31 protein-coding genes are annotated in these 26800 nt (G+C 65.8%); 20 read left to right on the top strand and 11 right to left on the bottom strand.

Annotation, left to right across the window (positions count from 1 at the left end; translation table 11 throughout):
• Positions 1 to 156 precede the first annotated feature (156 nt).
• Complete coding sequence (locus SJY12_RS10255) at positions 157 to 882, bottom strand: twin-arginine translocation signal domain-containing protein (RefSeq protein WP_397505291.1); 726 nt, start codon at positions 880 to 882, stop codon at positions 157 to 159.
• A gap of 127 nt (positions 883 to 1009) precedes the next feature.
• Positions 1010 to 2038 (bottom strand): COX15/CtaA family protein, encoded by a 1029-nt coding sequence (locus tag SJY12_RS10250; protein WP_348346911.1) that lies wholly within the window; start codon positions 2036 to 2038, stop codon positions 1010 to 1012.
• A 138-nt stretch (positions 2039 to 2176) separates the two neighbouring features.
• Between SJY12_RS10250 and SJY12_RS10245 the strand changes: the two genes are divergently transcribed.
• The 3 genes from SJY12_RS10245 to SJY12_RS10235 all read left to right on the top strand — a co-directional run bounded on the left by SJY12_RS10245 (position 2177) and on the right by SJY12_RS10235 (position 4163).
• Positions 2177 to 2581 carry a MerC domain-containing protein gene (locus tag SJY12_RS10245; RefSeq protein ID WP_050601511.1) on the top strand — a complete coding sequence of 135 codons (405 nt, stop codon included), beginning with the start codon at positions 2177 to 2179 and terminating at the stop codon, positions 2579 to 2581.
• Between the two features lie 10 nt (positions 2582 to 2591).
• Complete coding sequence (thiS, locus tag SJY12_RS10240) at positions 2592 to 3563, top strand: sulfur carrier protein ThiS (protein WP_082835636.1); 972 nt, start codon at positions 2592 to 2594, stop codon at positions 3561 to 3563.
• Between the two features lie 72 nt (positions 3564 to 3635).
• Positions 3636 to 4163, top strand: a complete 528-nt coding sequence (locus tag SJY12_RS10235) for a hypothetical protein (RefSeq protein ID WP_397505290.1) — start codon at positions 3636 to 3638, stop codon at positions 4161 to 4163.
• Here the strand turns inward: SJY12_RS10235 and SJY12_RS10230 are convergent.
• Genes SJY12_RS10230 through SJY12_RS10220 form a run of 3 tightly spaced genes read right to left on the bottom strand, consistent with a single transcriptional unit; the run spans position 4160 to position 8803 of the window.
• Positions 4160 to 5992, bottom strand: coding sequence for an AMP-dependent synthetase/ligase (locus SJY12_RS10230; RefSeq protein WP_397505289.1), 1833 nt, complete (start codon positions 5990 to 5992; stop codon positions 4160 to 4162). The genes SJY12_RS10235 and SJY12_RS10230 overlap by 4 nt on opposite strands.
• Before the next feature lie 56 nt (positions 5993 to 6048).
• A complete protein-coding gene (gene ggt, locus SJY12_RS10225; protein ID WP_397505288.1) occupies positions 6049 to 7764 on the bottom strand; it encodes a gamma-glutamyltransferase in 1716 nt (571 codons plus the stop codon).
• 10 nt (positions 7765 to 7774) lie between these two features.
• On the bottom strand, positions 7775 to 8803 hold the full coding sequence (locus SJY12_RS10220; protein ID WP_397505287.1) for a quinone-dependent dihydroorotate dehydrogenase: 1029 nt from the start codon (positions 8801 to 8803) through the stop codon (positions 7775 to 7777).
• A 334-nt stretch (positions 8804 to 9137) separates the two neighbouring features.
• On the opposite strand from SJY12_RS10220, the gene SJY12_RS10215 reads away from it, so the two are divergent.
• The 10 genes from SJY12_RS10215 to SJY12_RS10170 all read left to right on the top strand — a co-directional run bounded on the left by SJY12_RS10215 (position 9138) and on the right by SJY12_RS10170 (position 16622).
• On the top strand, positions 9138 to 9968 hold the full coding sequence (locus tag SJY12_RS10215; protein ID WP_397505286.1) for a hypothetical protein: 831 nt from the start codon (positions 9138 to 9140) through the stop codon (positions 9966 to 9968).
• A gap of 181 nt (positions 9969 to 10149) precedes the next feature.
• Complete coding sequence (locus SJY12_RS10210) at positions 10150 to 10560, top strand: SUF system Fe-S cluster assembly regulator (protein ID WP_050601517.1); 411 nt, start codon at positions 10150 to 10152, stop codon at positions 10558 to 10560.
• Positions 10557 to 12038, top strand: coding sequence for a Fe-S cluster assembly protein SufB (gene sufB / locus SJY12_RS10205; protein WP_063506607.1), 1482 nt, complete (start codon positions 10557 to 10559; stop codon positions 12036 to 12038). The genes SJY12_RS10210 and sufB overlap by 4 nt, the downstream gene beginning before the upstream one ends.
• Positions 12035 to 12568, top strand: coding sequence for a DUF559 domain-containing protein (locus SJY12_RS10200; RefSeq protein ID WP_397505285.1), 534 nt, complete (start codon positions 12035 to 12037; stop codon positions 12566 to 12568). Before sufB ends, SJY12_RS10200 begins: the two co-directional genes overlap by 4 nt.
• A 1-nt stretch (position 12569) precedes the next feature.
• Complete coding sequence (gene sufC / locus SJY12_RS10195) at positions 12570 to 13319, top strand: Fe-S cluster assembly ATPase SufC (protein ID WP_050601520.1); 750 nt, start codon at positions 12570 to 12572, stop codon at positions 13317 to 13319.
• Complete coding sequence (locus tag SJY12_RS10190; RefSeq protein ID WP_050601521.1) at positions 13312 to 14070, top strand: SufD family Fe-S cluster assembly protein; 759 nt, start codon at positions 13312 to 13314, stop codon at positions 14068 to 14070. The genes sufC and SJY12_RS10190 overlap by 8 nt, the downstream gene beginning before the upstream one ends.
• Before the next feature lie 53 nt (positions 14071 to 14123).
• Positions 14124 to 15296: a cysteine desulfurase gene (locus SJY12_RS10185; protein WP_397506689.1), complete on the top strand. Its 1173-nt coding sequence runs from the start codon at positions 14124 to 14126 to the stop codon at positions 15294 to 15296.
• The gene (locus SJY12_RS10180) at positions 15293 to 15799 is read left to right on the top strand and encodes an SUF system Fe-S cluster assembly protein (protein ID WP_063510547.1); all 507 of its coding nucleotides are present in this window, start codon (positions 15293 to 15295) and stop codon (positions 15797 to 15799) included. The genes SJY12_RS10185 and SJY12_RS10180 overlap by 4 nt, the downstream gene beginning before the upstream one ends.
• The gene (locus SJY12_RS10175) at positions 15799 to 16158 is read left to right on the top strand and encodes an iron-sulfur cluster assembly accessory protein (protein ID WP_063506612.1); all 360 of its coding nucleotides are present in this window, start codon (positions 15799 to 15801) and stop codon (positions 16156 to 16158) included. The genes SJY12_RS10180 and SJY12_RS10175 overlap by 1 nt, the downstream gene beginning before the upstream one ends.
• On the top strand, positions 16155 to 16622 hold the full coding sequence (locus tag SJY12_RS10170) for a hypothetical protein (RefSeq protein ID WP_397505284.1): 468 nt from the start codon (positions 16155 to 16157) through the stop codon (positions 16620 to 16622). The genes SJY12_RS10175 and SJY12_RS10170 overlap by 4 nt, the downstream gene beginning before the upstream one ends.
• Before the next feature lie 3 nt (positions 16623 to 16625).
• On the opposite strand, the gene SJY12_RS10165 is transcribed toward SJY12_RS10170, so the two are convergent.
• The 3 genes from SJY12_RS10165 to SJY12_RS10155 all read right to left on the bottom strand — a co-directional run bounded on the left by SJY12_RS10165 (position 16626) and on the right by SJY12_RS10155 (position 18732).
• The gene (locus SJY12_RS10165; protein WP_397505283.1) at positions 16626 to 17555 is read right to left on the bottom strand and encodes a hypothetical protein; all 930 of its coding nucleotides are present in this window, start codon (positions 17553 to 17555) and stop codon (positions 16626 to 16628) included.
• A 78-nt stretch (positions 17556 to 17633) separates the two neighbouring features.
• On the bottom strand, positions 17634 to 18047 hold the full coding sequence (locus tag SJY12_RS10160) for a hypothetical protein (protein WP_050601526.1): 414 nt from the start codon (positions 18045 to 18047) through the stop codon (positions 17634 to 17636).
• A complete protein-coding gene (locus SJY12_RS10155; RefSeq protein ID WP_397505282.1) occupies positions 18040 to 18732 on the bottom strand; it encodes an EI24 domain-containing protein in 693 nt (230 codons plus the stop codon). The genes SJY12_RS10160 and SJY12_RS10155 overlap by 8 nt, the downstream gene beginning before the upstream one ends.
• Before the next feature lie 112 nt (positions 18733 to 18844).
• Between SJY12_RS10155 and SJY12_RS10150 the strand changes: the two genes are divergently transcribed.
• Entirely contained in the window at positions 18845 to 19840 is a 996-nt protein-coding gene (locus tag SJY12_RS10150) for an adenosine kinase (protein ID WP_397505281.1), read from the top strand.
• Positions 19841 to 19905: 65 nt separating this feature from the next.
• Here SJY12_RS10150 and purD read toward each other — a convergent pair whose 3' ends face one another.
• Complete coding sequence (gene purD / locus SJY12_RS10145) at positions 19906 to 21180, bottom strand: phosphoribosylamine--glycine ligase (protein ID WP_063510550.1); 1275 nt, start codon at positions 21178 to 21180, stop codon at positions 19906 to 19908.
• On the opposite strand from purD, the gene xseA reads away from it, so the two are divergent.
• From xseA to SJY12_RS10125, 4 genes are read left to right on the top strand one after another with little or no spacing between them, the layout of a single operon-like run.
• Positions 21179 to 22636 carry an exodeoxyribonuclease VII large subunit gene (xseA, locus tag SJY12_RS10140; RefSeq protein ID WP_397505280.1) on the top strand — a complete coding sequence of 486 codons (1458 nt, stop codon included), beginning with the start codon at positions 21179 to 21181 and terminating at the stop codon, positions 22634 to 22636. The genes purD and xseA overlap by 2 nt on opposite strands.
• Positions 22637 to 22660: 24 nt before the next feature.
• Complete coding sequence (locus tag SJY12_RS10135) at positions 22661 to 22870, top strand: DUF2093 domain-containing protein (protein ID WP_063505881.1); 210 nt, start codon at positions 22661 to 22663, stop codon at positions 22868 to 22870.
• Positions 22867 to 23787, top strand: coding sequence for a M23 family metallopeptidase (locus SJY12_RS10130; RefSeq protein ID WP_397505279.1), 921 nt, complete (start codon positions 22867 to 22869; stop codon positions 23785 to 23787). The genes SJY12_RS10135 and SJY12_RS10130 overlap by 4 nt, the downstream gene beginning before the upstream one ends.
• Before the next feature lie 42 nt (positions 23788 to 23829).
• The gene (locus SJY12_RS10125) at positions 23830 to 24810 is read left to right on the top strand and encodes an esterase-like activity of phytase family protein (RefSeq protein ID WP_397505278.1); all 981 of its coding nucleotides are present in this window, start codon (positions 23830 to 23832) and stop codon (positions 24808 to 24810) included.
• 57 nt (positions 24811 to 24867) lie between these two features.
• Here SJY12_RS10125 and rpmB read toward each other — a convergent pair whose 3' ends face one another.
• On the bottom strand, positions 24868 to 25158 hold the full coding sequence (gene rpmB, locus SJY12_RS10120) for a 50S ribosomal protein L28 (RefSeq protein ID WP_050601534.1): 291 nt from the start codon (positions 25156 to 25158) through the stop codon (positions 24868 to 24870).
• A 170-nt stretch (positions 25159 to 25328) separates the two neighbouring features.
• Here rpmB and SJY12_RS10115 point away from each other — a divergent pair, with 170 nt between their 5' ends.
• The gene (locus tag SJY12_RS10115) at positions 25329 to 25580 is read left to right on the top strand and encodes a hypothetical protein (protein WP_063506937.1); all 252 of its coding nucleotides are present in this window, start codon (positions 25329 to 25331) and stop codon (positions 25578 to 25580) included.
• Between the two features lie 62 nt (positions 25581 to 25642).
• On the top strand, positions 25643 to 26071 hold the full coding sequence (locus SJY12_RS10110) for a nucleoside deaminase (protein ID WP_348347581.1): 429 nt from the start codon (positions 25643 to 25645) through the stop codon (positions 26069 to 26071).
• A gap of 29 nt (positions 26072 to 26100) precedes the next feature.
• On the opposite strand, the gene SJY12_RS10105 is transcribed toward SJY12_RS10110, so the two are convergent.
• Positions 26101 to 26790 (bottom strand): ribonuclease T, encoded by a 690-nt coding sequence (locus SJY12_RS10105; RefSeq protein ID WP_397505277.1) that lies wholly within the window; start codon positions 26788 to 26790, stop codon positions 26101 to 26103.
• Positions 26791 to 26800 lie beyond the last annotated feature (10 nt).

Below are 26800 nucleotides of genomic sequence, written 5' to 3'. Positions count from 1 at the left end.
TCTTAGTGTTCGTGCCGCGTCTTGAGAAAGGCGACGGCGTCAATCGGCGAATCCGAACGAGCGAACTCGCGAAGCGCGCGGCAAATGGCGCCTGATCGCCTTTCAGTCAAGCGTTTCCGCGTGTCTCGCGGGAGGTAAAATAGCACCGCAGGCCGTTCAGAGGAGCCGCAGCGTCCAGATTTCGTGCGACGGCCGCACGTCATCGCCGATCTGGGTGACGATGCGCCGTTCGAACCGGTCTAGCAGGCCGTCGTCGCGCGCGGTCGCTTCCAGCGTCACGCGCACTTCACCCGTGAGCGCGTCGGGCAGCGCGAGAGCGCGCCGGTCCGTGGCCCGCCCCGGTCTGGGAAAGAACAGGTCGGGCGGCGGATCGGCAAAGACCGTATCGGCCGATCGCGCAAGGCGGTTGAGGTACCTCTTGGCATCCTCAAGCTCGCCCGATGATCGGCCCGTCTGCTCGAGGATCGATATCGCGGCTGCAACCGCGGCAGCGGCGTCTGCACCGCCGCCAGCCCGCCCGGCTTTGACGATCCGGCCCTGCCGGTCGATCTGCGCTGGGAAGGGTCCCGCATCCTGACGATTGCGTTCGATCTCGGCGATCGGTTCGAGAACGGCAGGGGCCGAGACGACGCACGAAACCTGTTCGCCGATCGCCTTGAAGCCGTCACGGTCCTGCAGGAAGTGGCCATCCCATTCGCGGATCACGCGCACTGCCTGCCCGCCTTTCAGTCCGCGTTCGAGCTCGCGCTGCAACCGGAAAGGCCCCGACGGGACGATGATAGCGCCGGTTTGTGCGATGGCCGATATCGGCAGGCCCGAAGCGGCGGTGGCAGCGGCCATGCCGAGCTGCCCAAGAAATGCGCGTCTGTTGCTTGTGGTCATCCCGCCCCCTTCGCATAGCACCCGGGCATGCCCGGGGTCACGCGCCGTAGCCCCCGCAGCGACGCGTGATTTCCTTGTTATTGCGAATGGATCTCACGAGCGCAAGCGCTGTGCGTTCGCGCTGCGACTATGCGGTGCGCCGACCCAGAATATGCGCGCCCCAGGCAAAGCTGGCGACCAGCAGCGCACCTACGACCTGGTGCGCCACGGCAACCCATAGCGCCACGCCAGTCCATACGGTGGCAACGCCGAGCAAGATCTGGATGCCGAAGGCGGTATGGATTGCAACCGAAGCCTGCCGCACGAGCGGTTTGACGCGCCGCGCCATCACCACCAGCGCAATGACTGCAATCCAGGCCCACCACCGATGAAGGAAGTGAAGCAGGAACGGGTCGTGCGTCACGGCCCAGGCAAGGCCGCGCGACCGGTCGTATTCCGGAACGAGCTGTCCTTGCATCAGTGGCCAGGTATCGGATGCCAGACCGGCGTTGAGTCCGGCAACCCAGGCCCCCAGCAGCAGCTGGACGAACAGGATCGCGCCCACCCAGCTGGCGATACCGGTCCAGCGTGCGGGCCGCGAAGCGCCGGTCGCCAGCTGCCGCAGGTCCAGCGCCGTCCAGATCAGTCCGCCAAGGGTGAACAGCGCGGTAAGCAAGTGGATCGAAAGCCAGAAGTGGCTTACATCGGTCATCGTCCCCGCCAGGCCGCTGCGAACCATGAACCAGCCGAAAACGCCCTGCAGCCCGCCGAGGGCCAGCAGCGCGACCAGCCGGCCCCTGTAACCCTGCGGAATGGCGCCGCGGATCCAGAACCACGCGAGCGGGACCGCGAATGCCAGGCCGATCAGCCGGCCGAGCAGCCGATGGAACCATTCCCAGAAGAAAATGAACTTGAATGCCGCAAGGTCCATCCCGGCTGGCCCGGTGACCGTCTGATATTCGCCGGTGGTCTGATAGAGCGCGAACTCGGCCTGCCAGGCTGCCTCGGAAAGCGGCGGGATGGCGCCCGTTATCGGTTTCCATTGCGTGATCGACAGCCCGCTCTCGGTCAGCCGGGTTATCCCCCCCACCGCCACCATCAGGACGACGAGGAAAGCGACGATCATCAGCCAGTTGGCAAGCGCGGCAGGACGCGTGGGTTTGCTAGAATGCGACATATGCCGTCTGTGATTTGCGACACTCCGGGGCGCAAGTGCAAAACGGGCAAGCGCCACACAGCTCGTTGCAAGTACGCAAACGCCGTGCTTGCGCGGTTTCGCTTGTAATAAGATACAACATCACATAGCTGCCACAACATGTTCCAGCGTGCCACCTTGCCGATTCGTCGCAGGCTCGACCGTGCGGGTATCTTCCTGTCGGGTGCCTGCGCGATCCACTGTGTGCTTTCGATCCTGCTGGTATCGGGCCTCGGGCTGGGCGGCGAATTCCTGCTCGCGCCCGAATTCCACCGCGTCGGCCTGCTGCTCGCGACCGTGATCGCTGCGGTGGCGATCGGCTGGGGCGCGTTGCGGCACCGCATGGCGATGCCGTTCGTCATTGCCATGACCGGGCTGACCTTCATGGGCGGCGCGCTGGCCGTACCGCATGGCTACAAGGAAGCCGTGCTGACGATTATCGGCGTGGCGCTGGTATCGCTCGGCCATGTGCTCAACTTGCGCCATGTCCATTCCCCCGCTTGCAAGGAGCGCTGCGGCGACTAAGTCGGGGCGCATGATCTCCCTGACCGTCAATGGCGATACCCGCCGTACCGCCGCTTCCACCATCGCCGAACTGGTTCGCGAACTCGACCTTGATCCCGCCAAGGTCGCTGTCGAGCGCAATGGCACGATCGCGCCGCGCAGCGAACTTGCCGCCATCGGGATCGCCGATGGTGACACGCTGGAAATCGTCCATTTCGTCGGCGGCGGACAGGACGACGACAGCTGGAGCGTCGCCGGGCGGCGTTTCTCGAGCCGGCTGATCGTCGGAACGGGCAAATACGCGGATTTTGAACAGAACGCCGCGGCGCTCGAGGCATCGGGGGCCGAAATCGTCACCGTGGCGGTCCGCCGGGTCAATGTCAGCGATCCCAAGGCCCCGATGCTGACCGATTACATCGATCCGAAGAAAGTGACCTATCTGCCCAACACCGCCGGCTGCTTCACCGGCGAGGAAGCGGTCCGCACCCTGCGGTTGGCGCGCGAAGCCGGCGGCTGGGATCTGGTCAAGCTGGAAGTGCTCGGCGAAGCGCGCACCCTGTATCCCGACATGCGCGAAACGCTGGTGGCGACCGAAACGCTCGCCAAGGAGGGCTTCCTGCCGATGGTCTATTGCGCCGACGACCCCATCGCGGCCAAGCAGCTCGAGGATGCAGGTGCGGTGGCAGTGATGCCGCTTGGCGCTCCGATCGGGTCGGGGCTGGGCATCCAGAACCGGGTGACGATCCGCCTGATCAAGGAAGGCGCCAACGTTCCGGTGCTGGTCGATGCCGGCGTGGGCACGGCATCGGACGCGGCCGTGGCTATGGAACTGGGCTGCGACGGGGTGCTGATGAACACCGCCATTGCCGAGGCCAAGGATCCGATCCGCATGGCGCGGGCAATGAAACTGGCGGTTGCCGCCGGCCGCGATGCCTATCTTGCCGGGCGCATGGCGACCCGCAAATATGCGGATCCCTCGAGCCCGCTGGCGGGCCTTATCTGACGCACGGACTGCGCGCTTACGGCTTCTTAACCATCTTTGGACACACTCGCCGGGCAACAGGGGAGTGCCGTGATGGCCACTACGCAAACTGCATCGCCGACGATCGCTGAACTGCGCGAGTTCGCCGGCTTCACCGCTGCCGAACAACGCTACATCCGCCGCAGCCTCGATATCGGCCTCGGCCGCTGCGACGCCTTTCGCGTGTGGGGCCGCGACCCGGGCGAAAACGCTGCGATACGCAGCCAGTATGTCGCCTATCGCGAGCTCGCCGCGCTGCGTCAGTCGCTGCCCGTCGATTCAGGGTTCGACAGCATCGAAGGGTTCCTGGGCAAGCTCACCCGGGTCGCCGCGTTCGATCTCGCGCAGGAGCGGATCGAGTGTTTTTCCGCCTTCCGCTTTCTTTACGAGCGGCTGGTGTCCGCGGCTGCGCGGCCTTGGCTACCCAGCGCGTTCTGTGCAGCAGCGGCATTGCCGCAAATCCGGCCCGAACGGCGCAAGATGCTGCTCCAATCGCTCAGCGAAGCGGCCGCTACTGCGCCGCGATGGAGCGACCGCGCGCCCAGTTTCTATCCCGAATATATCGAGGAAGCCGCCGCCTAGCTGCGGTAATGTTTTTCCAGCCGTTCGCCGTAGCGGTCCCTGATCTTGTGCCGGCGGATCTTCATCGAGGGAGTCATCTCCTCGTTCTCGATCGTGAACGGTTCATCGGCGAAGGAGAACTGCCGCACCTTCTCGACGACTGACAGGTCCTTGTTCACCCGGTCGACCGCAGCGCGCACCGCATTGCGGTATTCGGGCAGTTCCTGCAGCTGCTTGCAGTCGAACTGCTTGCCCTGCGCACGGCACCATTCGAGCGTCCATTCGGCATCGGGAACGATGAGCCCGACGACATAGGGCTTCTTGTCGCCGACCACCATCGCCTGCCCGATCTCGGGCTGCAGCGTCAGCATGCCTTCGACCTTCTGCGGGGCGATATTGTCGCCCTTGTCGTTGACGATCATGTCCTTCTTGCGGTCGGTAATTACGATCCGGCCCCTGTCGTCGATATGACCGATGTCGCCGGTGTGCAGCCAGCCATCCTTGATGGTGCGCTCGGTCTCGGCGTCGTTCTGCCAATAGCCGTGCATTACCAGCTCGCCGCGGACGAGGATTTCACCATCGTCGGCGATGCGCGTTTCCACACCGCGCATGGCCGGCCCGACCGTGTCCATCGCAATGCCCGCCGCGGGGCGGTTGCAACTGATGACGGGGCCGGCTTCGGTCTGCCCGTACCCCTGCAGCACGGTCAGCCCCATTGCTTCGAAGAAGACACCGACTTCGGGGTTGAGTGGCGCGCCGCCCGACACCATGGCCTTAATCCTTCCGCCGAAGCGCTGGCGGATCTTGGGCCTCAGCAAGCGGCCGACCGCCATGTCCTTGAGCCCGTCTCCGAACTTGGGATCGTCCGCCACGCGGCGCTCGGCAACTTCGAGCGCGGTGTTCATCAGCTTTTCGGCGACGCCGCCCTGCTTCTGGATCTGTTTCATGATCCGGGTCCGCAAGACCTCGAACAGGCGCGGGACGACAACCATGATCGTGGGGCGGGTTTCCTCGATATTGCTGGCGAGCTTCTCGAGCCCTTCGGCGTAATAGATCTGCGCGCCCACACCGATCGGCAGGAACTGCCCGCCGCTGTGTTCATAGGCATGGCTGAGCGGGAGGAAGGACAGGAACCGTTCGTCGCGGTCGATGCCGAAATCATCAGTCAGGATTTCGCCGGCACCGGCCACGTTGCACAGGATCGCGCCGTGGTGCTGGCGCACGCCGCGCGGGGCGCCGCCGGTGCCGCTGGTATAGATGATGCAGGCTGTATCGCCGCGCCCGATCGCCGCGATGCGGTTCTCGACCGCTGCACGCGCAGCCGCCGGATCGCCTTCGAGCATGGTCGCCCAGTTGTAATATCCGAAACTGCCCGATTGCTGGCGATGGAGATCGTCGATCCCGATAACATGTTCGGCCACTCCCGACGCCTGCAGCGCGCCATGCAGCGGGCGCAGAAGTTTCTCGGTCGAAACGATCACCGCACGCGCCCCCGAATTGTCGAGGATATGCACGTGATCGCGCTCGGTATTGGTGATGTAGGCCGGCACGGTAACGCAGCCTGCGGCCATGATCGCCAGGTCGGCAATGCACCATTCGGGCCGGTTTTCCGACACCAGGCATACGCGGTCGCCATCCTTCAGCCCGAGGCCGCGCAGATTTTCGGCGAGCAGGCAAACCTTTTCGGCCGTTTCGCGCCAGCTGATGGTCTGCCACCCGCCCTCGCGCTTTGCGCCGAGGAACGGCTGGTCGCCCTTTTCATCCGCACGTTTGAGGAAAAGTTCGACGAGATTGTTCGCGGAATCTATTTCCGACAGCACGGCAGGCTCCTCAACGGCTGTGTTCTTCACGACGCAGTTCGGGGCACGGCTTAGGACGCCCGCCGGTCCACGGCAAGCGAGCCGTGCTAGGGGATTTCGATCTGCCCTTCGAGCCGCGGGTCGCGGGCGCTTTCCCACCCAGCCGCAGTCCGCAGCACGGCGCCGCCTTTGACGGGGGCTTCGCGCACCAGAACCTGTTCGTGCCCGAGGCTACGGAAGGCATCGGCCTGCTCTTCGAGCCAGGTGCCCCGTTCAAGCAGCAGCCGGTCGCCGAAGGCCATGACGAAGGGCAGGGCGAGGATCTCTTCTGCCGAAAGGCCGAAATCGATTGCCCCGATGATGCTGCGCGCGGTCTGCACCGGGATGGTGCTTCCCCCTGCAGCACCGACCGCGAGGAAGGGTTTGCCTTCAGGATCGTAGACGACCGTAGGGGCCATCGAACTGCGCGGACGCTTACCCGCTTCGACCCGGTTGGCGACGGGTTGCCCGTCGACCGTGGGCGACCGGCTGAAATCGGTCAGCTCGTTATTGAGGAAAAACCCGCCCGTCATCAGGCCCGAACCGAACGCCCCCTCGATCGTCGAGGTGTAGCTGATCATGATCTGGTCAGCGTCGACGACGGCGAAATGCGAGGTGCCGTGTTCTTCGGGTTCGTCGCCATCGGCCAGCGCAGTGTCCGCGCCTGGAGGGGTTCCGGCAGTGACTTCGGTCAGTCTGCGGTCGGGGGCGATCAATCCGCTGCGCGATGCGAGATAATCCCGATCGACAAGTCCGGCGACGGGGACAGGCACGTAATCGCTATCGGCCAGGTACAACTCGCGGTCGGCGTAGGCCAGCCGCTGCGATTCAACGAACAGATGCCAGGTCAGCGGATTGCGCACTCCCATCTCGGCGATTGGAAACCGCTCGAGCTGCCCAAGCATCTGCAAGACCGCGACACCGCCCGACGTCGGCGGGCCCATGGTGCAGACGCGATAGGCTCGATAGGGTGCGCAGACAGCATCGCGGGTCTTGGCTTCGTAACCCGTAATGTCGGCATAGGTCATCGCGCCCGTGCGCGGCGTATCGGCGCTGACCGTCTCGGCGATCCGTTCCGCCAGTTCGCCCGAATAGAAGGCTTCCGGCCCACCGCCCGCTATCATCTCGAGCGTCTGCGCGAGCGGCTCGTTCACGACCAGCGTGCCGACTGGCCGGGGATCGCCCTGATCGTCGAAGTACAGCGATCGCGCGGCCGCGGAATGTGCCGATCGGTTCCGGGCACTCTCGAGCATGCCATTGAGCCGCGGATTGATCTCGAACCCGCTGCGCGCAAGGCGGATGGCCGGCTCGAAAAGGTCAGCCCAGGCGAGCTTGCCATGCGCGGCGTGCGCCTTGGCGGCGAGCGCGATGTTCCCCGGCACCCCGACCGACAGCCCGCTGCGGACCGATTCGCTGCGCGGCGGGACTTCGCCGTTTTCGTCGAGAAACCATTCCGGCGTGGCGCCGGCAGGAGCGGTTTCGCGGCCATCGAAGGTTGCGACTGTGCCGTCCGGCATGCCGCGGACCATGAACCCGCCGCCGCCGATGCCCGAGCTCTGCGGTTCGACCACCGTCAGCGCCAGCATGACGGCGATGGCGGCGTCGGTGGCGCTGCCTCCCCGTGCCAGCATCGCTTCGCCCGCGGCCTGCGCTCGCGGGTCGGCCGCGCTGACTGCACCTGCAAAAGCGGCCGGCGTGACAGGGGGTGCGGATTCCGGCGCTGGATTGATCGAGCAGCCAGCCAGGGCAGCGGCCAGAAGCGGAATGGAAATCAGTCTGTTCATGGATGCGACGCTATTCGCTTCCGACCGCTTCGGCAATCGAAGCGAAACCGTCGCGGCGCATCAACCGCTCGAGGCCCCGGACGATCTGCCGGGGCAGGCCGGGGCCCCCATAAACCATCGCGCTGTAGAGCTGCACCAGGCTGGCGCCCGCGCGGATGCGGGCCCAGGCGTCCGCTGCGGTGGCGATGCCACCCACGCCCACCAGCGGAAGCTCGCCGCCGGTTGCCTTGCGGAAGTCGCGCAGGCGCTGCTGTGCGAGATCGCGGAGCGGAGCACCCGACAGCCCGCCGGTTTCTCCCGCATGCGCCGAGGCCAGCGCCGGACGCGAGATAGTGGTATTGGACACGATGAGGGCGCCAAGCCCCCGGTCGATCGCGATACGTGCAATCGCGTCGACATCCGCAGGTTCGAGATCGGGCGCGACCTTGAGGAATACGGGCGGGCCCCGGTCTCCGCGGGCCTCGAACACTGCATCGAGCAACCCGATCAGCGCCCCTTCGTCCTGCAAAGCGCGCAAGCCCGGGGTGTTGGGGCTGGAAATATTGACCGCGAGATACGAGGCCAGCGGTGCCATGATGCGGGTCATCGTCGCGTAGTCGGCCGCGCGGTCCGCGCTGTCCTTGTTCGCCCCGACATTGATCCCGACAATGCCGGGCCAACCGGCGCGGCGTTCGAGCCGGGCGAGCGCGGCCTCGGCCCCGCCGTTGTTGAACCCCATCCGATTGATCACCGCACGGTCCTCGACCAGCCGGAACAGCCGCGGCTTGGGATTGCCCGCCTGCGGCAGCGGAGTGATCGAACCGACTTCGGTGAAACCGAAGCCCAGGCCGAGCAACTGGTCGGGGACTTCGGCGTCCTTGTCGAATCCCGCTGCCATGCCGACCGGGTTGGGGAAGGCGAGCCCCGCGACATCGATCGCCAGCGGGCCGGCCGGGGGCGGCGCCGTGCGGGGCGAAACGGCGAGCGCTTTCACAGTCAGGCGATGCGCGCGCTCGGGATCGAGCGCGAACAGGACAGGGCGGGCAAGGTCGAACAGCATGCACCGCGCATTGCCGCGTTCCGCGAAGGCTGTCGAGCGCCCGCGCGGCTGGGGCGCGCGATGCAGCGTCAAAAAACGCCGCTGAACAACCCGCCAGGGCCCGCGTTGTCGCTTGCATACAATGAATTACCGCAAGACCGGCGTAAGAGGGTTTTGCGACCCGAAGGGCTCGGAGCATTCCTGCAACGAGTTCTCGACTTCAAAGGGGGGCACCTTGCGAGGCTGCCCCCTTTTTTCCGCCCATCCCAAACAGCTCGTTTACTAAGCGATTGCGGAGCAAACGGGATTGGCGTATTTATACAATTGGTTGAGGAAGAGATTTGGGGGCAGGGGTTTGGCGGTTGTACCAAGCGGCGAGGCGTCACATTCGTTCGAGTTCGTAGCGGCGCCACCCGATCTCGCGCCCTATCTCAACTCGCTCTATATCTGGCGCACCAGCGATGGGCAGCTCGACGACGTGTTGCCGGCCTATTCGGGCCAGATGGTGGTGTTCGGGCGCGGTGTCGGGCGAATGCAGTTCGACGATGTGGTGTCCGATACCAGCGACGCGTTCTTTGTCGCGCCGCTGTGCCAGGCGCGCAACTTCAGCGTCAGCGGGCCCGGGGTTGTATTCGGCGTATCGCTCAACTTCCGGGGCTGGGCCGCGCTGTCCGGGCTTTCGGTTCATGACTACCACGACGCCTTCCTGCAGCCGGAAACGGTACTGAAGGACCCGCTGGCAGAACGCCATACGACACTGGCGCCGCGCTGGCGAGCGGGTGAGATCGATGATGGCGAATTGCTCGACGCGATGTGCGACATCGTCCGCCAAGGGCTGTCGAGCCTGCCCGACCAGCATCTGACCGTGATCGATCGCACGCTCGAATGGCTGTCGAGTTCGTTCAAGCCCGAGCTCGACGTATTGTACGACCAGCTGCCCTACTCAAAGCGACAGGCGCAGCGTCTCGTCGCGCAATTCTTCGGGCAATCGCCGGTCCGGCTGGTGCGCCGCTACCGCGCGGTGCGTGCGGCGACCCTGCTGTCGATGCCGCAATTGCCCGACGAGATCGAAGCGGAAATCCGCGAAGCGTTTTACGACCAGGCACATTCTGATCAAGGAAATCCGCTTCTTCACCGGGCGCACACCCAAGCGGTTGCAGCCCAATTCGGGCTCCACGATCAATGACATGCTGGGCCCCGACGGCTACAGTTCGGTGAGCCTGTTCGGCGCCGGGGAAGCCGAGCAGCTGGGCCGGGAGCCTCTCGACGAGCTCTGATTGCTAACGACTCGCAACACGCTGTTTCCCGTTGAAAAGCTGGGGAGGCGCCCCTAATTGGCCAATCGGAACGATTTGGTCCGATTTGATATGCGCCTTTCCAACCTAGCCGATTATGCCGTGGTCGCCATGTGCGCCGCTTCGCGTCACTGCGGCGGCGCGAAGACCAGTGCGGGCGAACTCGCCGCGGAGACCGGATTGCCGGTCCCGACCGTGCAGAAACTGGTCAGCAAGCTGTCGGCGGCAGGGTTGCTCCGGTCGAGCCGGGGCGCAGGCGGCGGCTTGCAGCTCGCCCGGCCGGCCGCGGCGATTACCGTGGCCGATATCGTCGAGGCGGTCGAAGGGCCGATCGCACTGACCGCCTGCATCGAAGGCGCGGACTGTTCAGTCGAACACGAATGCCTGGTCAAGCCGCACTGGCCGGTTGTCAATGAAGCACTGCGTGGTGCGCTGGCAGCGATACCGCTGACCCAGCTGGCGCGCGAAAGAGAGATTGCATGAGCGAAGAAATCGACATCCAGGACCGCGAAGCGCGTGAAGCTGCCGAAAAGGCCGCCGAGTACGAACACGGCTGGTCTTCGGACATCGAGACCGAATTCGCCGAAAAGGGCCTGACCGAAGACACGGTCCGGTTCATCAGCGCCAAGAAGGGCGAGCCCGAGTGGATGCTCGACTGGCGCCTCAAGGCCTTCCGCCTGTGGCAGGAAATGGTGGAGCCCGACTGGGCCAAGCTCGGCTATCCGGCGATCGACTATCAGGACGCCTATTATTACGCGGCCCCGAAGAAGAAGGTTGAGCTCGAATCGCTCGACGAACTCGATCCCGAGATCAAGCGCGTCTACGACAAGCTCGGCATTCCGCTGGGCGAGCAGGAAGTGCTTGCGGGCGTAAAGGGCGCGAAGAAGGTGGCCGTTGATGCCGTGTTCGACAGCGTCAGCGTGGCCACCAGCTTCCGGGAGGAGCTGAAGCGGGCCGGCGTCATTTTCCTGTCGATCAGCGAGGCGATTCGCGAATATCCCGAGCTGGTCAAGAAGTGGCTCGGCAAGGTCGTCCCGCAGCACGACAACTACTTCGCAACCCTGAACAGCGCGGTCTTCTCCGACGGGACCTTCGTCTACGTGCCCGAAGGCGTGCGCTGCCCGATGGAGCTGAGCACCTATTTCCGCATCAATGCGGAGAACACCGGCCAGTTCGAACGCACGCTGATCATCGCCGAAAAGGGCAGCTATGTCAGCTATCTCGAAGGCTGCACCGCGCCGATGCGTGACGAGAACCAGCTCCATGCCGCGGTGGTCGAGCTGGTTGCGATGGAAGACGCCGAAATCAAGTACTCCACCGTCCAGAACTGGTATCCCGGCAATGCCGAAGGCGTGGGCGGGATCTACAATTTCGTCACCAAGCGCGGCCTGTGCCAGGGCGCGCGCAGCAAGATCAGCTGGACGCAGGTAGAAACCGGCAGCGCGGTGACGTGGAAATATCCCAGCTGCGTGCTCAACGGCGAAGACAGCGTGGGCGAATTCTACTCGGTCGCGGTGACCAACAATTACCAGCAGGCCGATACCGGCACCAAGATGATCCACAATGGCAAAGGGAGCCGTTCGACGATCATCTCGAAGGGAATTTCCGCCGGCAAGTCGAACAACACCTATCGCGGCATGGTCCGCGTGGCCGCCAACGCTGATGGGGTGCGCAATCGCACCGAATGCGATTCGCTGCTGATCGGCGACCAGTCGGGTGCGCACACCGTGCCCTATATCGAGGTGAAGAACCCCAGCGCGCAGATCGAGCACGAGGCGACCACCAGCAAGATCAGCGACGACCAGATGTTCTACGCGCAGCAGCGCGGTCTCGACGACGAGGAGGCCATGGCGCTGATCGTCAACGGCTTCGCCAAGGACGTGCTCAAGGAGCTGCCAATGGAATTCGCCGTCGAAGCGCAGAAGCTGCTCGCGATCTCGCTCGAAGGGAGCGTGGGATGACCGAACGCAAGACTCTCCAGCTGCGCGATCCGTCGGAGACCGCCGATGCCGCGCTCACGATCAAGAAGAAGGGTCGCGGCTGGGAGATCTCGGAGAAGCGGCTCGACGCGCTGCACGATCGTGCGCGCGACCTGCGGCGGCATTCGACCGAAGCGCACAAGGCGCTCGCCGCGCGCTTTGCGAAAGAGGATTTCGGTAAGTTCAAGTTCACGCGCCACACTGTGGTGGGCTCGGCGATTCTCGATTTCGTCTCGCACCCGCTCGGCCTGGCGGTCGCAATCGACGAGCCGGAGCAGAACGACGCGCTTGCGCGGCGGCGCGACAAGAGCCTCGGCGCAGTGGGCATCGAAGTGCTGCGGATCCCCGCCGAAACCATTCTCGAAGACGTGGAAGCAGCAATGCAGCCGATCTTCGCTGCCATGAACGCGCGCTACCGCGACAAGCAGACCGCGCGCCGCGAACACCAATCGAAATACGGATCGACGCCCCGGCGCCCCAGCCGCGGACCGCGTCGCGACGACAGGAACTGACATGCTGAAAATCGACAATCTCCACGCCGAAATCGACGGCAAGACGATCCTCAACGGGCTGACGCTCGAAATTCCCGCGGGCGAGGTCCATGCCATCATGGGCCCCAATGGTGCCGGCAAGTCGACGCTGGCCTATGTGCTGGGCGGACGTCCCGGTTACGAGGTGACGCAGGGTTCGGTCAGCTTCAACGGGGTCGATTTGCTCGACCTCGAACCGCATGAACGCGCGGCTGCGGGGCTGTTCCTCGGGTTCCAGTACCCGGTCGAAATCCCGGGGGTCTCGAACCTGCAATTCCTCCGCGAAGCGCTGAATTCGCAGCGCAAGGCGCGGGGCGAGGAAGCGCTGACCGGCGGCGAGTTCCTCAAGCTGGCGAAGGACAAGGCGGCCCTGCTCAAGCTCGATCCCGACATGCTCAAGCGGCATGTGAATGTCGGCTTCTCGGGCGGCGAGAAGAAGCGCGCCGAAATGGTGCAGATGGGCATTCTCGATCCCAAGTTCGCCGTGCTCGACGAAACCGACAGCGGTCTCGACATCGATGCGCTGCGCGTCGTGGGCGATGGTATCAATGCGATCATGCGCGACCCGGCGAAGGGCGTCTTGCTGATCACCCACTACCAGCGCCTGCTCGAAGTGGTGAAGCCCGACAAGGTGTCGATCCTGTCGCAGGGCCGCATCGTGCGCACCGGCGGTCCCGAACTGGCGATCGAACTCGAGAACGAAGGCTATGACGCGGTGATGGCCGATGCCTGAAGCCGCTGAACTTCCCACCCGGCGCGAGGAGGGCTGGCGCTATTCTGCAGTCGAACGGCTGCAGGGCGAAGCGCTCGACGACTGGCGTACGATCGATATCGCGGCGGGTGAAACCTTCCGCGATACTCTGGTGATCCGCGATGCCGACGATCCGCAACCCACCCGGCTGCACCGCTGGCGCGTGACCATCGGCGAAGGCGCGACATGCGAACTCTTCGCCGTCCTTGCCGCCGCCGAATATGCGCGGCTGGAAGTCGAAGTCACGCTTCACAAGGGCGCGCATTTCGAATTCGGCGGAATCACCGTTGGCGGCCGCGATACGGTGCGCGAATTCGTCACGCGGACGATCCACGCCGAACCCGAAGCCACCAGCAACCAGACCGTTCGCGCGGTCCATTGGGGCCACGGGACGGGCAATTTCCTCGGCAATATCGATGTCGTGCGCCATGCGCAGAAGACCGACGCGGCACAGGATTTCAAGGGTTTGCTGCTGGAGAAAGGCGCGAGCGTAAACGCCGTCCCGCAGCTCGAGATTTTCGCCGACGACGTCAAATGCGCGCATGGCGCCAGTGTCGGCCAACTCGACGAGACCGCACGGTTCTACATGGCCGCGCGCGGCGTGTCTCCCGAACTCGCCCGCCGCTTGATGGTGCAGGCGTTCCTCGGCGATGCTCTGGTTGCTCTCGACGATGACGAAACGCGCGAAACCTTGATGCAGATCGCGCTCGACAAGGTGGACAAGGCGCTGTGAGCGTCGCTGCCACCCTTTCGCCTGCCGCCGATGTCCGTGCCGATTTCCCCGGCATGGTAACCGGCGATGGCGCGCCGTGGCATTACCTGGACACAGCCGCCACCGCGCAGAAACCGCAGGCCGTCATCGATGCGATGACCCGCGCGCTCGGCGTGGATTACGCCACCGTCCATCGCGGCGTGTACGGACGTAGCGCGCAAATGACGCTTGGCTATGAAGCCGCGCGTCGCCGCGTTGCCGAATTCATCGGCGCGAAGGGCGAGGACGAGGTGATCTTCGTCCGCGGTGCGACCGAAGCGATCAATCTGGTCGCGGCGAGCTGGGGCATGGCGCAGATCGGCGAGGGCGATCGCATCGTCCTGTCGATGCTGGAGCATCACTCGAACATCGTCCCGTGGCAGATGGTCGCCGAACGGACCGGCGCGCAGATCGATGTTTGCCCGCTGACTGAAGACGGCCGGATCGATCTGGGTGCGCTAGAAGCCATGATGACTCCGCGGACCAGGCTGGTCGCGCTGGCGCATGTCTCGAACGTTCTCGGGAGCGTGCTCGATGCACGCGCCGCGGCGGATATCGCGCATTCGGTCGGTGCGAAGCTGCTGTTGGACGGCTGTCAGGCCGCGCCGCGCATGGCGCTCGACATGGCGGCGCTCGGCTGCGATTTCTACGCGCTGTCGGGTCACAAGCTTTATGGCCCCACCGGGATCGGCGTGCTGTGGGCGCGCGAGGAAATTCTCGGTGCCATGCCCCCGTGGCAGGGCGGCGGCGCGATGATCGACCGGGTCACTTTCGAAAAGACCACCTATGCGCCGCCCCCGCAGCGGTTCGAAGCCGGAACCCCGATCATCACCGAGGCGATCGCGCTGCATGCCGCGATCGACTATGTCGCCGCGCTGGGACCCGACCGGCTGTTCGCGCATGAGGCGGGCCTTGCCAGGCAGCTGCGCGACGAATTGCGTGCGCTGAATTCGGTCACGCTGTTCGGCCCGGAAGAAAGCGCCGGCATCGTCAGCTTTGCGATCGAGGGGGTTCATCCGCACGATCTCGGCACCATATTGGATGAAGAGAATGTGGCGATCCGGGCTGGCCATCACTGCGCGCAGCCGCTGATGGACCATCTCGGGGTTCCCGCCACCGCCCGGGCGAGCTTCGGGCTGTATTCCGACGAAAACGACATCGCTGCGCTGCTGCGCGGTATCGAACGCACCCAGAGGATCTTCGGATGAGCGAAGGAACGAACAAGGACCAGGATTGGATCGCGGCACCATCGCCCGCAGACGTGGCAACGGCAAAGCCGCCGCGCGCCCGGGTGGAGGATGCGGTCGATCCCGAGGAAAGCGCGCGCGCCACGATGGAGCGCAAGCGCGACTATCTCGAAGGGTTCCTGCAGAAAAAGCCCGAGGGCTTGCCCGCGGGCGCCCCGGGCGGCGACCTTTATGAAGCGGTCGTTGCCGCGCTGAAGGAAATCTTCGACCCGGAGATCCCGGTGAATATCTACGATCTCGGGCTGATTTACGGGGTTGAGGTCGATGACGAGAGCGATGTCACCGTCACCATGACACTGACGACGCCGCATTGCCCGGTCGCCGAAACCATGCCTGCCGAAGTCGAACTGCGTGCGGCCAGCGTGCCCGGCGTGCGCGATGCGGAAGTCAATCTGGTGTGGGACCCGCCCTGGGGCCCGGACAAGATGACCGACGAGGCACGGCTCGAACTGGGGATGCTGTGATGGGCGATACGAAGACACGCGCGGCGCCGAAGGCAGCCGTCATCCTGACCGAGCGCGCGGAACAGCGCGTCGCGCAGCTGATGGCGAAAGCGCCCGACGAAGCCATCGGTGTCAAATTGTCGACGCCCCGGCGCGGCTGTTCCGGGCTTGCCTATTCGGTCGACTACGTCACCGAGGAAGCCAAGTTCGACGAGAAGATCGAAACCCCCGGCGGGACCTTCTATATCGACAGCGCCAGCGTGCTCTACCTGATTGGCAGCACGATGGACTGGGTGGAAGACGATTTCACCGCCGGCTTCGTGTTCGAAAATCCCAATGCCAAGGGCGCCTGCGGTTGCGGCGAAAGCTTCATGGTGTGACCCGCACCGCCGAGCTGACGACCTGGCTCGACGCGCCACCCGAGGCGGTCTGGGATCACGCGCAGACGAGCGCCCTCCTCCGGCATGTGGCTGCGCCGCTGATTCGCTTCGTGCCGTGCGGCGGGCGCTTTCCCCGCCGCTGGACCCCGGGCGAATACCGCGCGTGGATGTTCGTCTTCGGGATCTTTCCCATCGGCTGGCAGGTCATCGGGATCGAATTTCCCGCATCTCCGCCGACTGCGCATGTGCTGCGCGACAATGGCCATTCACCGTTGGTTCGCCGCTGGGATCACTGGATCGAAATCGCCCCCGGTGACGGCTGCACGCGCTACACCGATCGCGTGCATATCGATGCGGGCATGCTGACGCCGCTGGTCGCGGGATTCGCGCGCCTGTTCTACGCGCACCGGCAAAAACGCTGGCGCGCGCTCGCCAAGAACGGTTTTCACGCGCTCCGCAAGTGAAGCTCAGTCTTCGGCGAGGAAATCGAGCAGCGCCTGCTCGTATTCGTCGATCTGACCATCGGCCTCGATCCGCGCTTCGAGCCATTCCCGCTCGTCATCGGTAACGGCGTATGCGCGGCCGACGGCCTCCGAGCGATCCGGAGCAGGCGCCTTGCGGCCGAAGATCTTGCCAAATGCATTGGGCGAGGCCTTGGCCATGCGGCCGAGAAAGCCGCCGACCCGCGCCTGCGTATCGCCCATGAAGGCATCCAGTTCGACCGCGCGTTCGCGGCTCAGCTGCGCATTCGGATCGCTGTAGGCCTGCAGGTAATTGGCAATGCCCTGCACGAACAGATGCTTCCATTCGGGGGCGTTGTCCGCGCCCAGCGTTGCATCCTTGAGCCGGAAGAGCATTTCGGCTTCCTTGCGTCCCACGGCCGCGGGCCGTTCGCTTGCGGGGGCGAATATCGCCCGCCGCAGCAGCAATGCCTCGGCCGCGTTGACATTGCCGGCTTCGAGCATGCCGCCATCGCGCGTCGGCCCCGTCCCCTCGAGAACGGCGTGTTCCATCTGCGCGACCGCATAGTCCTTCAGCGATACCGGCACGTTCTGTGCGCATTCGAACACGCGCACCAGCAATTCGATCTCGGCCATCGAGCCAAGCGTGCCATCGGCGTCCAGCTGCGCCATCAGCCATGCCGCGTTCTCGGCATCGACATAGCCCTTCGGCGCACGCTGATTGACGACATATTCGCCCAGCGCCTCGACATAGAATTCCACCCATTCCCGGCAGCGCGACGTAAGCTGGTGGTTGAGCGCAACGATCGCTTCGGCCTCGGCCTGCGAGATATGCCCATCGGGCCAGGCTTCGCGCCGTAGCGCAAGCACCTCGCCCGGCGAAATCACGCCGTCCGCACCGAATTTCATCGCCAGTTCGCCGAAATGCACGCTCATCTGTACCAAACTCCCGCCTAACACCGGTTCGCGGAGCCTAGCGCGGTTTGCTTAAGTCCGGGTTAGCGGATGCGGGCTTCAGCGGCGCAGCGCGCGCACGCAGGCCGCGCGATCGACATCGAGCCCGTCGCTCGCGCGGCGTGCATCGACATAGGTTGCACTGGGTTCCGCACCCGGGCTGAGCGGATAGAGATAGATGTCGAGTACGCAGGCCTCGCCCACGAATTGCAGCTTCTTCGCGTCACCTTCGGTTACGTCGATTCGCGGCGGCCCGAAAATATTCGCTAGCGCGGTCTGGTTGCGGCCGATCACGCCTTCGAGGCCAGGCACATTCATGACCCGCGGCGCGCGGAAGTCGGGGGTCGACGGAGCCACCCGCACTTGCTGCGGCGGCGGCGCGGACGCCGGCCGCGACGGTGCAGTGGAGCCGGGTACGGGTCCGGTGGCGCAGGCGCCCAGCAGCGGCAGCAGGAACAGGACGGACTTACGCATGCGGACCTTTCTCTCGAGCGCGGTGGACGAGATGCGTCGCACTCGCCGCGCCCAGTATCGGGGCGAGGAGGTTGAGGAAAGGTATTGCAAGCAGCGCCACCACCACGGCGCCGAGCAGAAATCGGGTCGCGCCGCCAATCGGCGCGGCTTCGGCCGCATGCGCGCGGTGGGGCAGCCATACGGCGTCATGCAGTTCGCGCCCGACCAGCAAGGCGTTGACCACCAGGAACACCGCTGCTGCGCCCACGCCGGTAAACAGCAGCAGGCCGGCAACCGGCAATGCAAGCGCATTGGCTACGAGCGTGCGGCCCAGCGAACGCAAGGCATGGCCCAGCTCCTCGCCGAACCCGATTCGCCGGGCGTTCGCCGCAGCTTGCGGGTAATGACGCTGCTCGACCGCGCGGACCACGTCCTCGGCAAAGAACTGCAGCACGAACAGCGCGACTACCCGGAACAGGAACCATGCAGCCAGCACGGTCGCCGCCGCCGCGCCCAGTGCACCGAGACCGGCGGCCTCGATCCCGAAGGCGGTACCGATCGCGCTGTCGAGCGCGACATAGAGCGCCGTGCCCCCCGCTGCGAAAACCAGCAGCGTGACCACTGCGGTCTTTGCCAGCACTTTCAGGATAGCGGGATCGCCGAGCTGGACGATCGCCAGAACAAGAGCGCGGGAAAGCGACACCATAGGGCCACTGCGATGCGCGCGCGCCCTGCCCAAGTCAACGCTGCCCTTGGCCAAACCCCGACGAGCCGCTAACCGCGCCCGACACACCGATTATCCCCTCCCCGGAGTACCCATGACCGAACCCCGTTACGACGTAATCGCCATCGGCAATGCCATCGTCGATGTGATGGCCCCTTGCGAAGAAGACCTGATCGCCGAACTCGATCTCAACAAGGGCGGGATGACGCTGGTCGACGAGGACGGCGCCCGGCAACTGTACGAGGCGATGGGGCCGGCAAAGGAGATTTCCGGGGGCTCGGCCGCCAACACGCTTGCCGGCATGTCGGCGCTGGGCGCGCAATGCGCATTCGTCGGGCAGGTCGCGACCGACCAGCTGGGCGACGTCTTCAGCCACGACATCCGCGCGGTGGGGATCGATTTCGACACGCCGGCCCGCGAAGGCCAGCCCTCGACCGCGCGCTGCCTCATCTTCGTCACGCCCGATGGCGAGCGGACGATGAACACCTTCCTCGGGGCAAGCCAGTTCCTCCCCCCCGCCGCGCTCGACGACGAGCTGATCGCCAGCGCAGGCATCCTTTATCTCGAAGGGTATCTGTGGGACCCGGAAGAACCGCGCCGCGCAATGCGCCGCGCGATCGAGGTAGCGCGCAACGCGGGCCGCAAGGTCGCCTTCACTGCCAGCGAGAGCTTCGTCATCGATCGTCATGGCGACGATTTCCGCGCGCTGATCGAGGAAGGTCAGATCGACATTCTCTTCGTCAATGAAAGCGAACTGGCGACGCTGACCGGCGAAGCGGATTTCGACGCGGGCCTGGCCATGCTGCAGGACAAGGTACCCGTGCTGGTCGCCACGCGCAGCGCCAGGGGCGCCGTGGGCATTGCCAATGGCGCGCGCGCCGAAATTGCCGCCGAACCGATCGACAAGGTCGTCGACACCACCGGCGCGGGCGATCTCTTCGCAGCGGGCTTCCTGACCGGCCATGCCCGCGGCGAAACTCTCGAAACCTGCCTGCGCATGGGCGCGATCTGCGCCGCCGAGATCATCTCGCACTACGGCGCACGCAGCGAAGCCGACCTCAAGGCGCTGGTTGCCGAGAAGCTGGGCTAGGCCACCTTCCTCCGCCTACCGATGAAATCACCCCAGGCCCGTCCGGGGTCCGGCTTCGTCGCGCGTTAGGCCTGCTCCCGCCGCACTTCGCGCTGGCCGATGTCGCGGCGGCAGAAGCCGTCGGGGAAGGTGATCGCGTCGACCGCCTCATAGGCTTTTGCCTGTGCTTCGGTCGCGCTTGCTCCGCGCGCGGTGACGTTGAGCACGCGGCCGCCGCTGCTGGTCAGCGTCTCGCCTGCGAGTTTAGTGCCGGCGTGGAAGACCTTGGCGCCGCCGGCTTCGGCCTCACCCAGATCGATCGTACCGCCCTTCTTGGGCGTGCCGGGGTAGCCCTCGGCCGCCATCACCACGGTCAGCGCGAAATCGCCCGATAGCGCCGGCTCGGCGATGTCGCCCAGCCGTCCTTGCGCGCAGGCCTGCATCAGTTCGACCAGATCGCTTTCCAGCCGCATCATCAGCACCTGGCATTCGGGATCGCCGAAGCGCGCATTGTATTCGATCAGTTGCGGGCCGTCTTTGGTCAGCATCAGCCCGGCATAGAGCACGCCCGAATAGGGGGTACCCTCCGCAGCCATGGTGCGCACCGTCGGCTCGACGATCTCGCGCATGACCTGACGTTGCAGATCCTCGCTCAGTACCGGAGCGGGGGAATAGGCGCCCATGCCGCCGGTGTTCGGTCCGGTATCGCCCGCGCCCACGCGCTTGTGATCCTGCGCGGTGCCGATGGGCACGATCGCCGTGCCATCGGTCAGCGCGAAGAAGCTGGCCTCCTCGCCCATCAGGAACTGCTCGATCACCACTTCGCTGCCCGCGCTGCCGAACTTGCCGTCGAACATCTCGTCGAGCGCGTGCTGGGCTTCTTCGTAGGTTTCGGCGATGACCACGCCCTTGCCCGCGGCGAGCCCGTCAGCCTTGAGCACGAAAGGCGGATCGAAGCGCTTGAGCGCGCCCCACGCCTGTTCGAGCGAGACGCAGCGCTCGTAGCGTGCGGTGGGAATGTTCGCGCGCTGACACAGCTCCTTGGTGAAGCCCTTGCTGCCTTCGAGCTGCGCGGCTTCGCGCGAGGGACCGAAGGTGTCGATCCCCGCCGCGCGCAGCGTATCGGCGAGCCCGTCGACCAGCGGAGCTTCGGGTCCGATCACCACCAGGGCGATCGCGTTGTCCGTGCAGAAGGAGACCACGGCGTCGTGGTTGCCGGCATCCAGCGCGGTGCATTCGGCATGTTGTGCGATACCAGGGTTGCCCGGCGCCGCCCACAGCTTGTCGCACCGCGGCGATTGCGCCAGTTTCCACGCCAATGCATGTTCGCGCCCGCCCGACCCGAGTAGAAGGATATTCATGGCCGCCGATTTCCCGTCAGATTCCGAAGATGCGAGCTTGGTAGCGAAGCGCCGCACGGGCGACAACGCCGAGCCGCTCAGCGTGAGCGAAATTTCGCAGGCGTTGAAGCGGACGGTGGAAGACCGCTTCGGTTTCGTGCGCTTGCGCGGGGAGTTGTCGGGGGTGAAGCGCGCGGCATCGGGCCACATGTATTGCGCGCTCAAGGACGAACAGGCGGTGATCGACGGGGTCATGTGGCGCGGCAATACCCAGCGCCTGCCGTTCGATCCCGAAGACGGGCTCGAAGTGGTCGCCAGCGGGAAGGTGACGACCTATCCCGGCCGTTCCAAGTACCAGATCGTGATCGAGCGGATGGAGCTGGCGGGCGAGGGCGCGCTGCTCGCGCTGCTCGAGAAGACTCGCGCGCGGCTGGCGGCGGAAGGCCTGTTCGCGGCCGAGCGCAAACAGCCGCTGCCGTTCCTGCCGCGAACGATCGGCGTGGTCACCTCGCCCACCGGGGCGGTGATCCGCGATATCCTCCACCGGCTTGCCGACCGCTTCCCCAGCCGCGTGATCGTATGGCCGGTGTTGGTGCAGGGGAAGGGTGCTGCCGAGCAGGTCGCGGGCGCGGTCCGCGGGTTCGCGCAGATGCCCCGCGAACACCCCGACCGGCCCGATCTGGTCATCGTCGCGCGGGGTGGCGGGTCGATCGAGGATCTGTGGAGCTTCAACGAAGAAGCGGTGGTGCGCGCGATTGCCGAGTGCCCCATCCCCACGATCTGCGCGGTCGGCCATGAAACCGATACCACGCTGGCCGACTACGCCGCCGATCGCCGCGCGCCAACGCCGACCGCCGCGGCGGAAATGGCGGTGCCGGTGCGCGCCGAGCTCGCCGCGGTGCTGGCCGATTTCGAAGCGCGCAAGAAACGCGCGATCCTGCGCCCGGTACAGCTGGGGCGCGAACGGCTGCAGGCGCGCGCCGACCGGCTCCCCCAGCGCGAGGCGCTGCTGGAGCCGCATGCGCAGCGGCTCGACGATCTGTCCGAACGCCTGCGCCGGGGCTTGCGCGACCGCGCGGCGCAGGGGCGCGAAAAGCTCTCCAACCTGCGGCTGGCCCCGGTCGTGCTCAAGCGAAATCTGCGCGAGGCGCAGCGCGCGCTCGCCGGGCTGAAGCTTGCACCCGCGCTCGTCGAACGCCCGCTGGCCGAGCGGCGCGAGCGGTTGGCGGCGCTCGCACGGTTGGCCGGACAGCTTCATCCCGACCGCCCGCTGGCGCGCGGCTATGTGCGCGTCACCGGGCCCGACGGGCGGACCATCACCGACCGGGCGGCGGCGGCGCAGGAGGCGGCGCTTACGCTCAAGTTCCGCGATGGCGAACTCGTGGTGGCGACTGGCATGGAGCCTCCTCTCCCCGCGCCGCGTCGCAAGCCGCGCAAATCCGGAACCCCACCCAAGCAGGATGATTTGTTCGGGTGACGCGCAAATGCTAGGGACGCCGCCATGTTGATGAACAAGAATTCGGGCCCGGCGAATGGCGAGGCCAAACTGCAGTACGGCCCCTCGGGCTTTCGCGTCCTGCGCGCGGGCAACCATGTCTTTTGTGCGATGAGCGGGGTGCCGATCCCGCTCGACGAGCTGCGTTACTGGTCGGTCGAGCACCAGGAAGCCTATGCCAGCGCGCAGCTCGCGACCGAGCGGCTCGCACCGTGAATCCGATCCGGGTCGCGCCGCTCTTCCTCGTAGCCGCCGCCTGCGTTCCGACTGCCGAGCCGGAATCCGCGGCCCCGGCCGAAGTCGTACAGCCCGTCCGGGCCACCCCTGCGCCGGTGCCCACTCCCACACCCAGTCCCAGCACGGCCGCTGCCCGCGCGCCCCTATTCACCTTCGATGGCGAACTGGAGCAGGGCGGCTGGATCCGGGGGCGTGTACCCGCCGGAACCGTGGAAGCCGCGCTCGGCGAAGAACCGTTGTCGCTGGACGAAGACGGGCGGTTCTTTGCCGCCTTCGACCGCGATGCGGACCCGGCCGCGACCCTGCGGGCGACGCTGGCCGATGGCCGGACCGTCACCAGACCGCTCGCGATTGCACCGCGGGCCTGGGACATCGAACGCGTGAACGTCGCACGCCGCGCCGGTGGAAGCTCGGCATCGTTCATGCGGCGCCGCCAGCCCGAACTCGACGCAATCTGGGATGCACGGCTCAGGGAGACCGGGGCGACGGGTTGGCGACAGGATTTCATCTGGCCGGTCAAGGGACGCATTTCGGGCCGCTTCGGGGCGCAGCGTATCTACCGCGGCGAACCGGGCAGCTACCACTCGGGCATCGATATCGCGACCGGTGGCAGCGGGACGCCCTATGTTGCCCCTGCCGACGGCGTGGTGGTGCTTGCGGCCGAGGATTTCAGCCTCGAGGGCAAGCTGCTGATCATCGACCACGGCCAGGGCCTGAACAGCGCGTTCCTGCATTCCTCGCGTCTTTACGTGAGCGAGGGTGAACAGGTCCGGCAGGGCCAGCATATCGGCGATATCGGCGCATCGGGCCGCGCGACCGGGCCGCATCTGCACTGGAGCCTGAAATGGCGCAATTCACGTCTTGATCCCCTGCTCTTCACCGGGCCGATGCGTTGAGCGCTTGACGCGCGTCCGCGCGCTCTGGAGAGACCCGCTCACATGCGTCCAAAGCGCCTTCTCCTTGCCGCCGCGCTGACGGTCGCGCTCGCCCCCGGGACCTGGCTGCGCTCGCCCCCGCCGCCCCGCGCATTGCAGCCTGACGTCACTCTGACACCCATCGCGGCGCAGCAACGCACGGCTGGGCCCTTCACTTTGCTTGGCGCATGGGAGCTGGCGGGCGATCGCCTGCGCTTCGGGGGAATCTCGGCGCTCGTCGCCTTGCCCGATGGCCGCTTCCTTGCCGGCAGCGATACGGGGCGCAAGCTCGAGTTCCACCGACCCGATCGCGGGCGCCGGACGGGCCTGTTCAGCGCGTTCGAGCCGAGCGAGACATCCTACAAGATGGGGCGGGACCTCGAATCGCTGGCGGTCGATCCGGAAACCGGAACGGTCTGGGCCGGCTATGAATATCGCGAAGCGATCGTCCGGCTCGATGCCGCTTTCCGGCCCGACAAGGAAGTGCGGCCAGCGCTGATGGCGGATTGGGCCAGCAATTCGGGTGTCGAATTGCTCGTTCGTCTCGCCGATGGACGCTTTCTCGCGATCGAGGAGCGTTCGCGCCGCTGGCGTGGATCGCGGCATATGGCGGTGCTGTTTTCAGGCGACCCGGTGGAGGACGACAATCCGCAAAGCGTGGTCGTCGATATTCCTGCCGGATATCGTCCGGTCGATGCCGCTCCGGTCGGGAAGGGCCGCGCGCTGGTTCTGCTGCGGCGTCTGGACTGGGGCATCCCGCTGGGGTTCGAAACCGCGATCGCCGAACTCGATGTCGACGCGCCCGACGATGACGGGATCGTGACGGCCCGCCTGCTGGCCGAACTGGGAAAAACCATCCCGCGCGACAATTACGAGGGCCTGACCCTTACCGAGGATGCCGACGGGCAGCATGTCTGGCTGATCTCGGACGACAACTTCATGTCCTTCCAGCGGACGCTGCTGCTCAAGCTGCGATGGCAGACACGCGAAAAGGCGCGCGAGTAGCCCTCGCGCGCCCTTCGAACCGCCGCAGGTGCCGGGGCGCCGCAGCGCCCGCACGGCTTATGCGGAAGCGGCGTTCGCCTTCTTCAGTTCGCGCTTCACCTTGAGCGCGTTGGTCGACAGCTTCTCGTCGCTGGTCTTGAGCAGCCAGTTGTCGAGCCCGCCATTGTGTTCGACCGAACGCAGGCCCTGCGTCGACACGCGGAACTTGAAGCTGCGATCGAGCTTCTCGCTCATCAGCGTGACGTTCTGTAGATTCGGCAGGAACACCCGCTTGGTCTTGTTGTTGGCGTGGCTCACATTGTGACCGACCTGGCGGCCCTTGCCGGTGAGTTCGCAAATGCGCGACATGATACGTCTCTCGTTCGAGTGTTGGTGCCCCGAAAATCGGGTTCGGGGCTCGGTTTGTCCCGGAAAGCGGCGCGGATAGCGGCGAGGGGCCGAATCGTCAAGGTAGATGCGTTGTTGCGCCGGTTCGCACAGGCACCTACCATACACTTCCAATCCTTAGGAGCACTTCTATGCGTAAATTTGTCCTTGCTGGCGCGGTTGCCTTTGCCTCGCTGTCGCTGGCGGCATGCGATGTCGACCAGACGGAAGAAGGCGAAATGCCCGAAGTCGATGTCGATGGCGGCAACATGCCCGAATTCGACGTGGAAGGCCCCGAAGTGAATGTCGACACCGGTACCGAAACCGTCGAAGTCCCGACGCTCGACGTCGATGTCGATGGCCCGGACGATGCCGCTGGCGAACCCGTAACCGGCGACGAATAAGTATCGGCGCGCGGTCCTCGGCATCGAAACGGACGGCAAGCGCCGTGATAGATCGGCGCTTCATGGACCGCGCGCTTGAACTGGGGTGCGCCGCCGCCGCCGCGGGCGAGGTGCCCGTCGGCGCAGTCGTCACCCGGAACGGCGCAATCGTCGGCGAAGCGCACAATGCGCCGCGCGATCTTCACGACCCCACTGCCCATGCCGAAATCCTCGCGATTCGCCGCGCTGCCGAATCGCTCGGTACCGAGCGGCTGACCGATTGCGACCTGTGGGTCACGCTGGAGCCCTGCGCGATGTGCGCGGGCGCGATCGTGCACGCGCGGATCGGCCGGCTGTATTACGCGGCCAGCGATCCGAAGGGCGGGGCAGTCGAACATGGCGCGCGCGTTTTCGACCAGCCGCAGTGCCTCCATCGTCCCGAAGTCTATGCGGGAATCGGCGAGCAGCGCGCCGCGGACATGCTGCAGGGGTTTTTCAGGCAGCGACGGTGAACGCCGCCCGCTTCGCGTCAAAGAGCCGGCTAAATGCCGCGCCAGATCTTGGCCGGGGCGGCATCACCCGCGCCGAAGCGCGTCCGGTCGCAGCGTGCGGGCATGAACCGCTTGTCGTAACATAGCCGCAATTCCTCCAGCCAGCCGCGCGCATTCAGCTTCACGCCCACTGCCTCGCGCGGCCAGCCCCTGTTGGCATCGACGAAGCGGGTGCGGATCGTGCCGGCAGTAAGCCCGTCCTCGCGGCTCACCCGGTCGTAATCGGGCAAGCGCAGGCCGTCCCACAATATCCGCGTTACCCGGAAGTACGTTGCCGGTTTTCGCGCCATACAGCTGCCGTGCTTGGCCCATTGGCGGGCCAGCAGCGCCGCCGATGGCGAGAGGCACATGTTCGCCGCCAGATCTCGTGCCTGCAGCTGGCGGCGCGATGGGCACCACTGCGGCCAGCTGCGGCCGCTTTCGGGCCACAGGCCATGCACGACCAGACCGAACAGTCCGGCCTGCCCGCTGCATTGGCGCGCATGGCGCGGCTGCCCCCGACGCGGCTTGCAGAATTCGGGGCTCCAGCTGAGCGCCAGCGTATAGCCGGTGACGGGCATGGGACGCGGCGGCGCATCGGGCGTTACCCGGGGCACGTTGACGCTGCGCGGGACGCTGCATTGGTAGTGCTGCGCTGCCAGCGGTGCGGCGGGCACCAGCAGGCAGGCCAGGGGCGCCAAGACGGTTAGG

The sequence above is a fragment of the Qipengyuania sp. R86523 genome (genome assembly GCF_044596365.1).
GTDB classification, from domain to species: domain Bacteria; phylum Pseudomonadota; class Alphaproteobacteria; order Sphingomonadales; family Sphingomonadaceae; genus Qipengyuania; species Qipengyuania citrea.
This window is presented reverse-complemented; position numbering and strand designations above follow the sequence as displayed.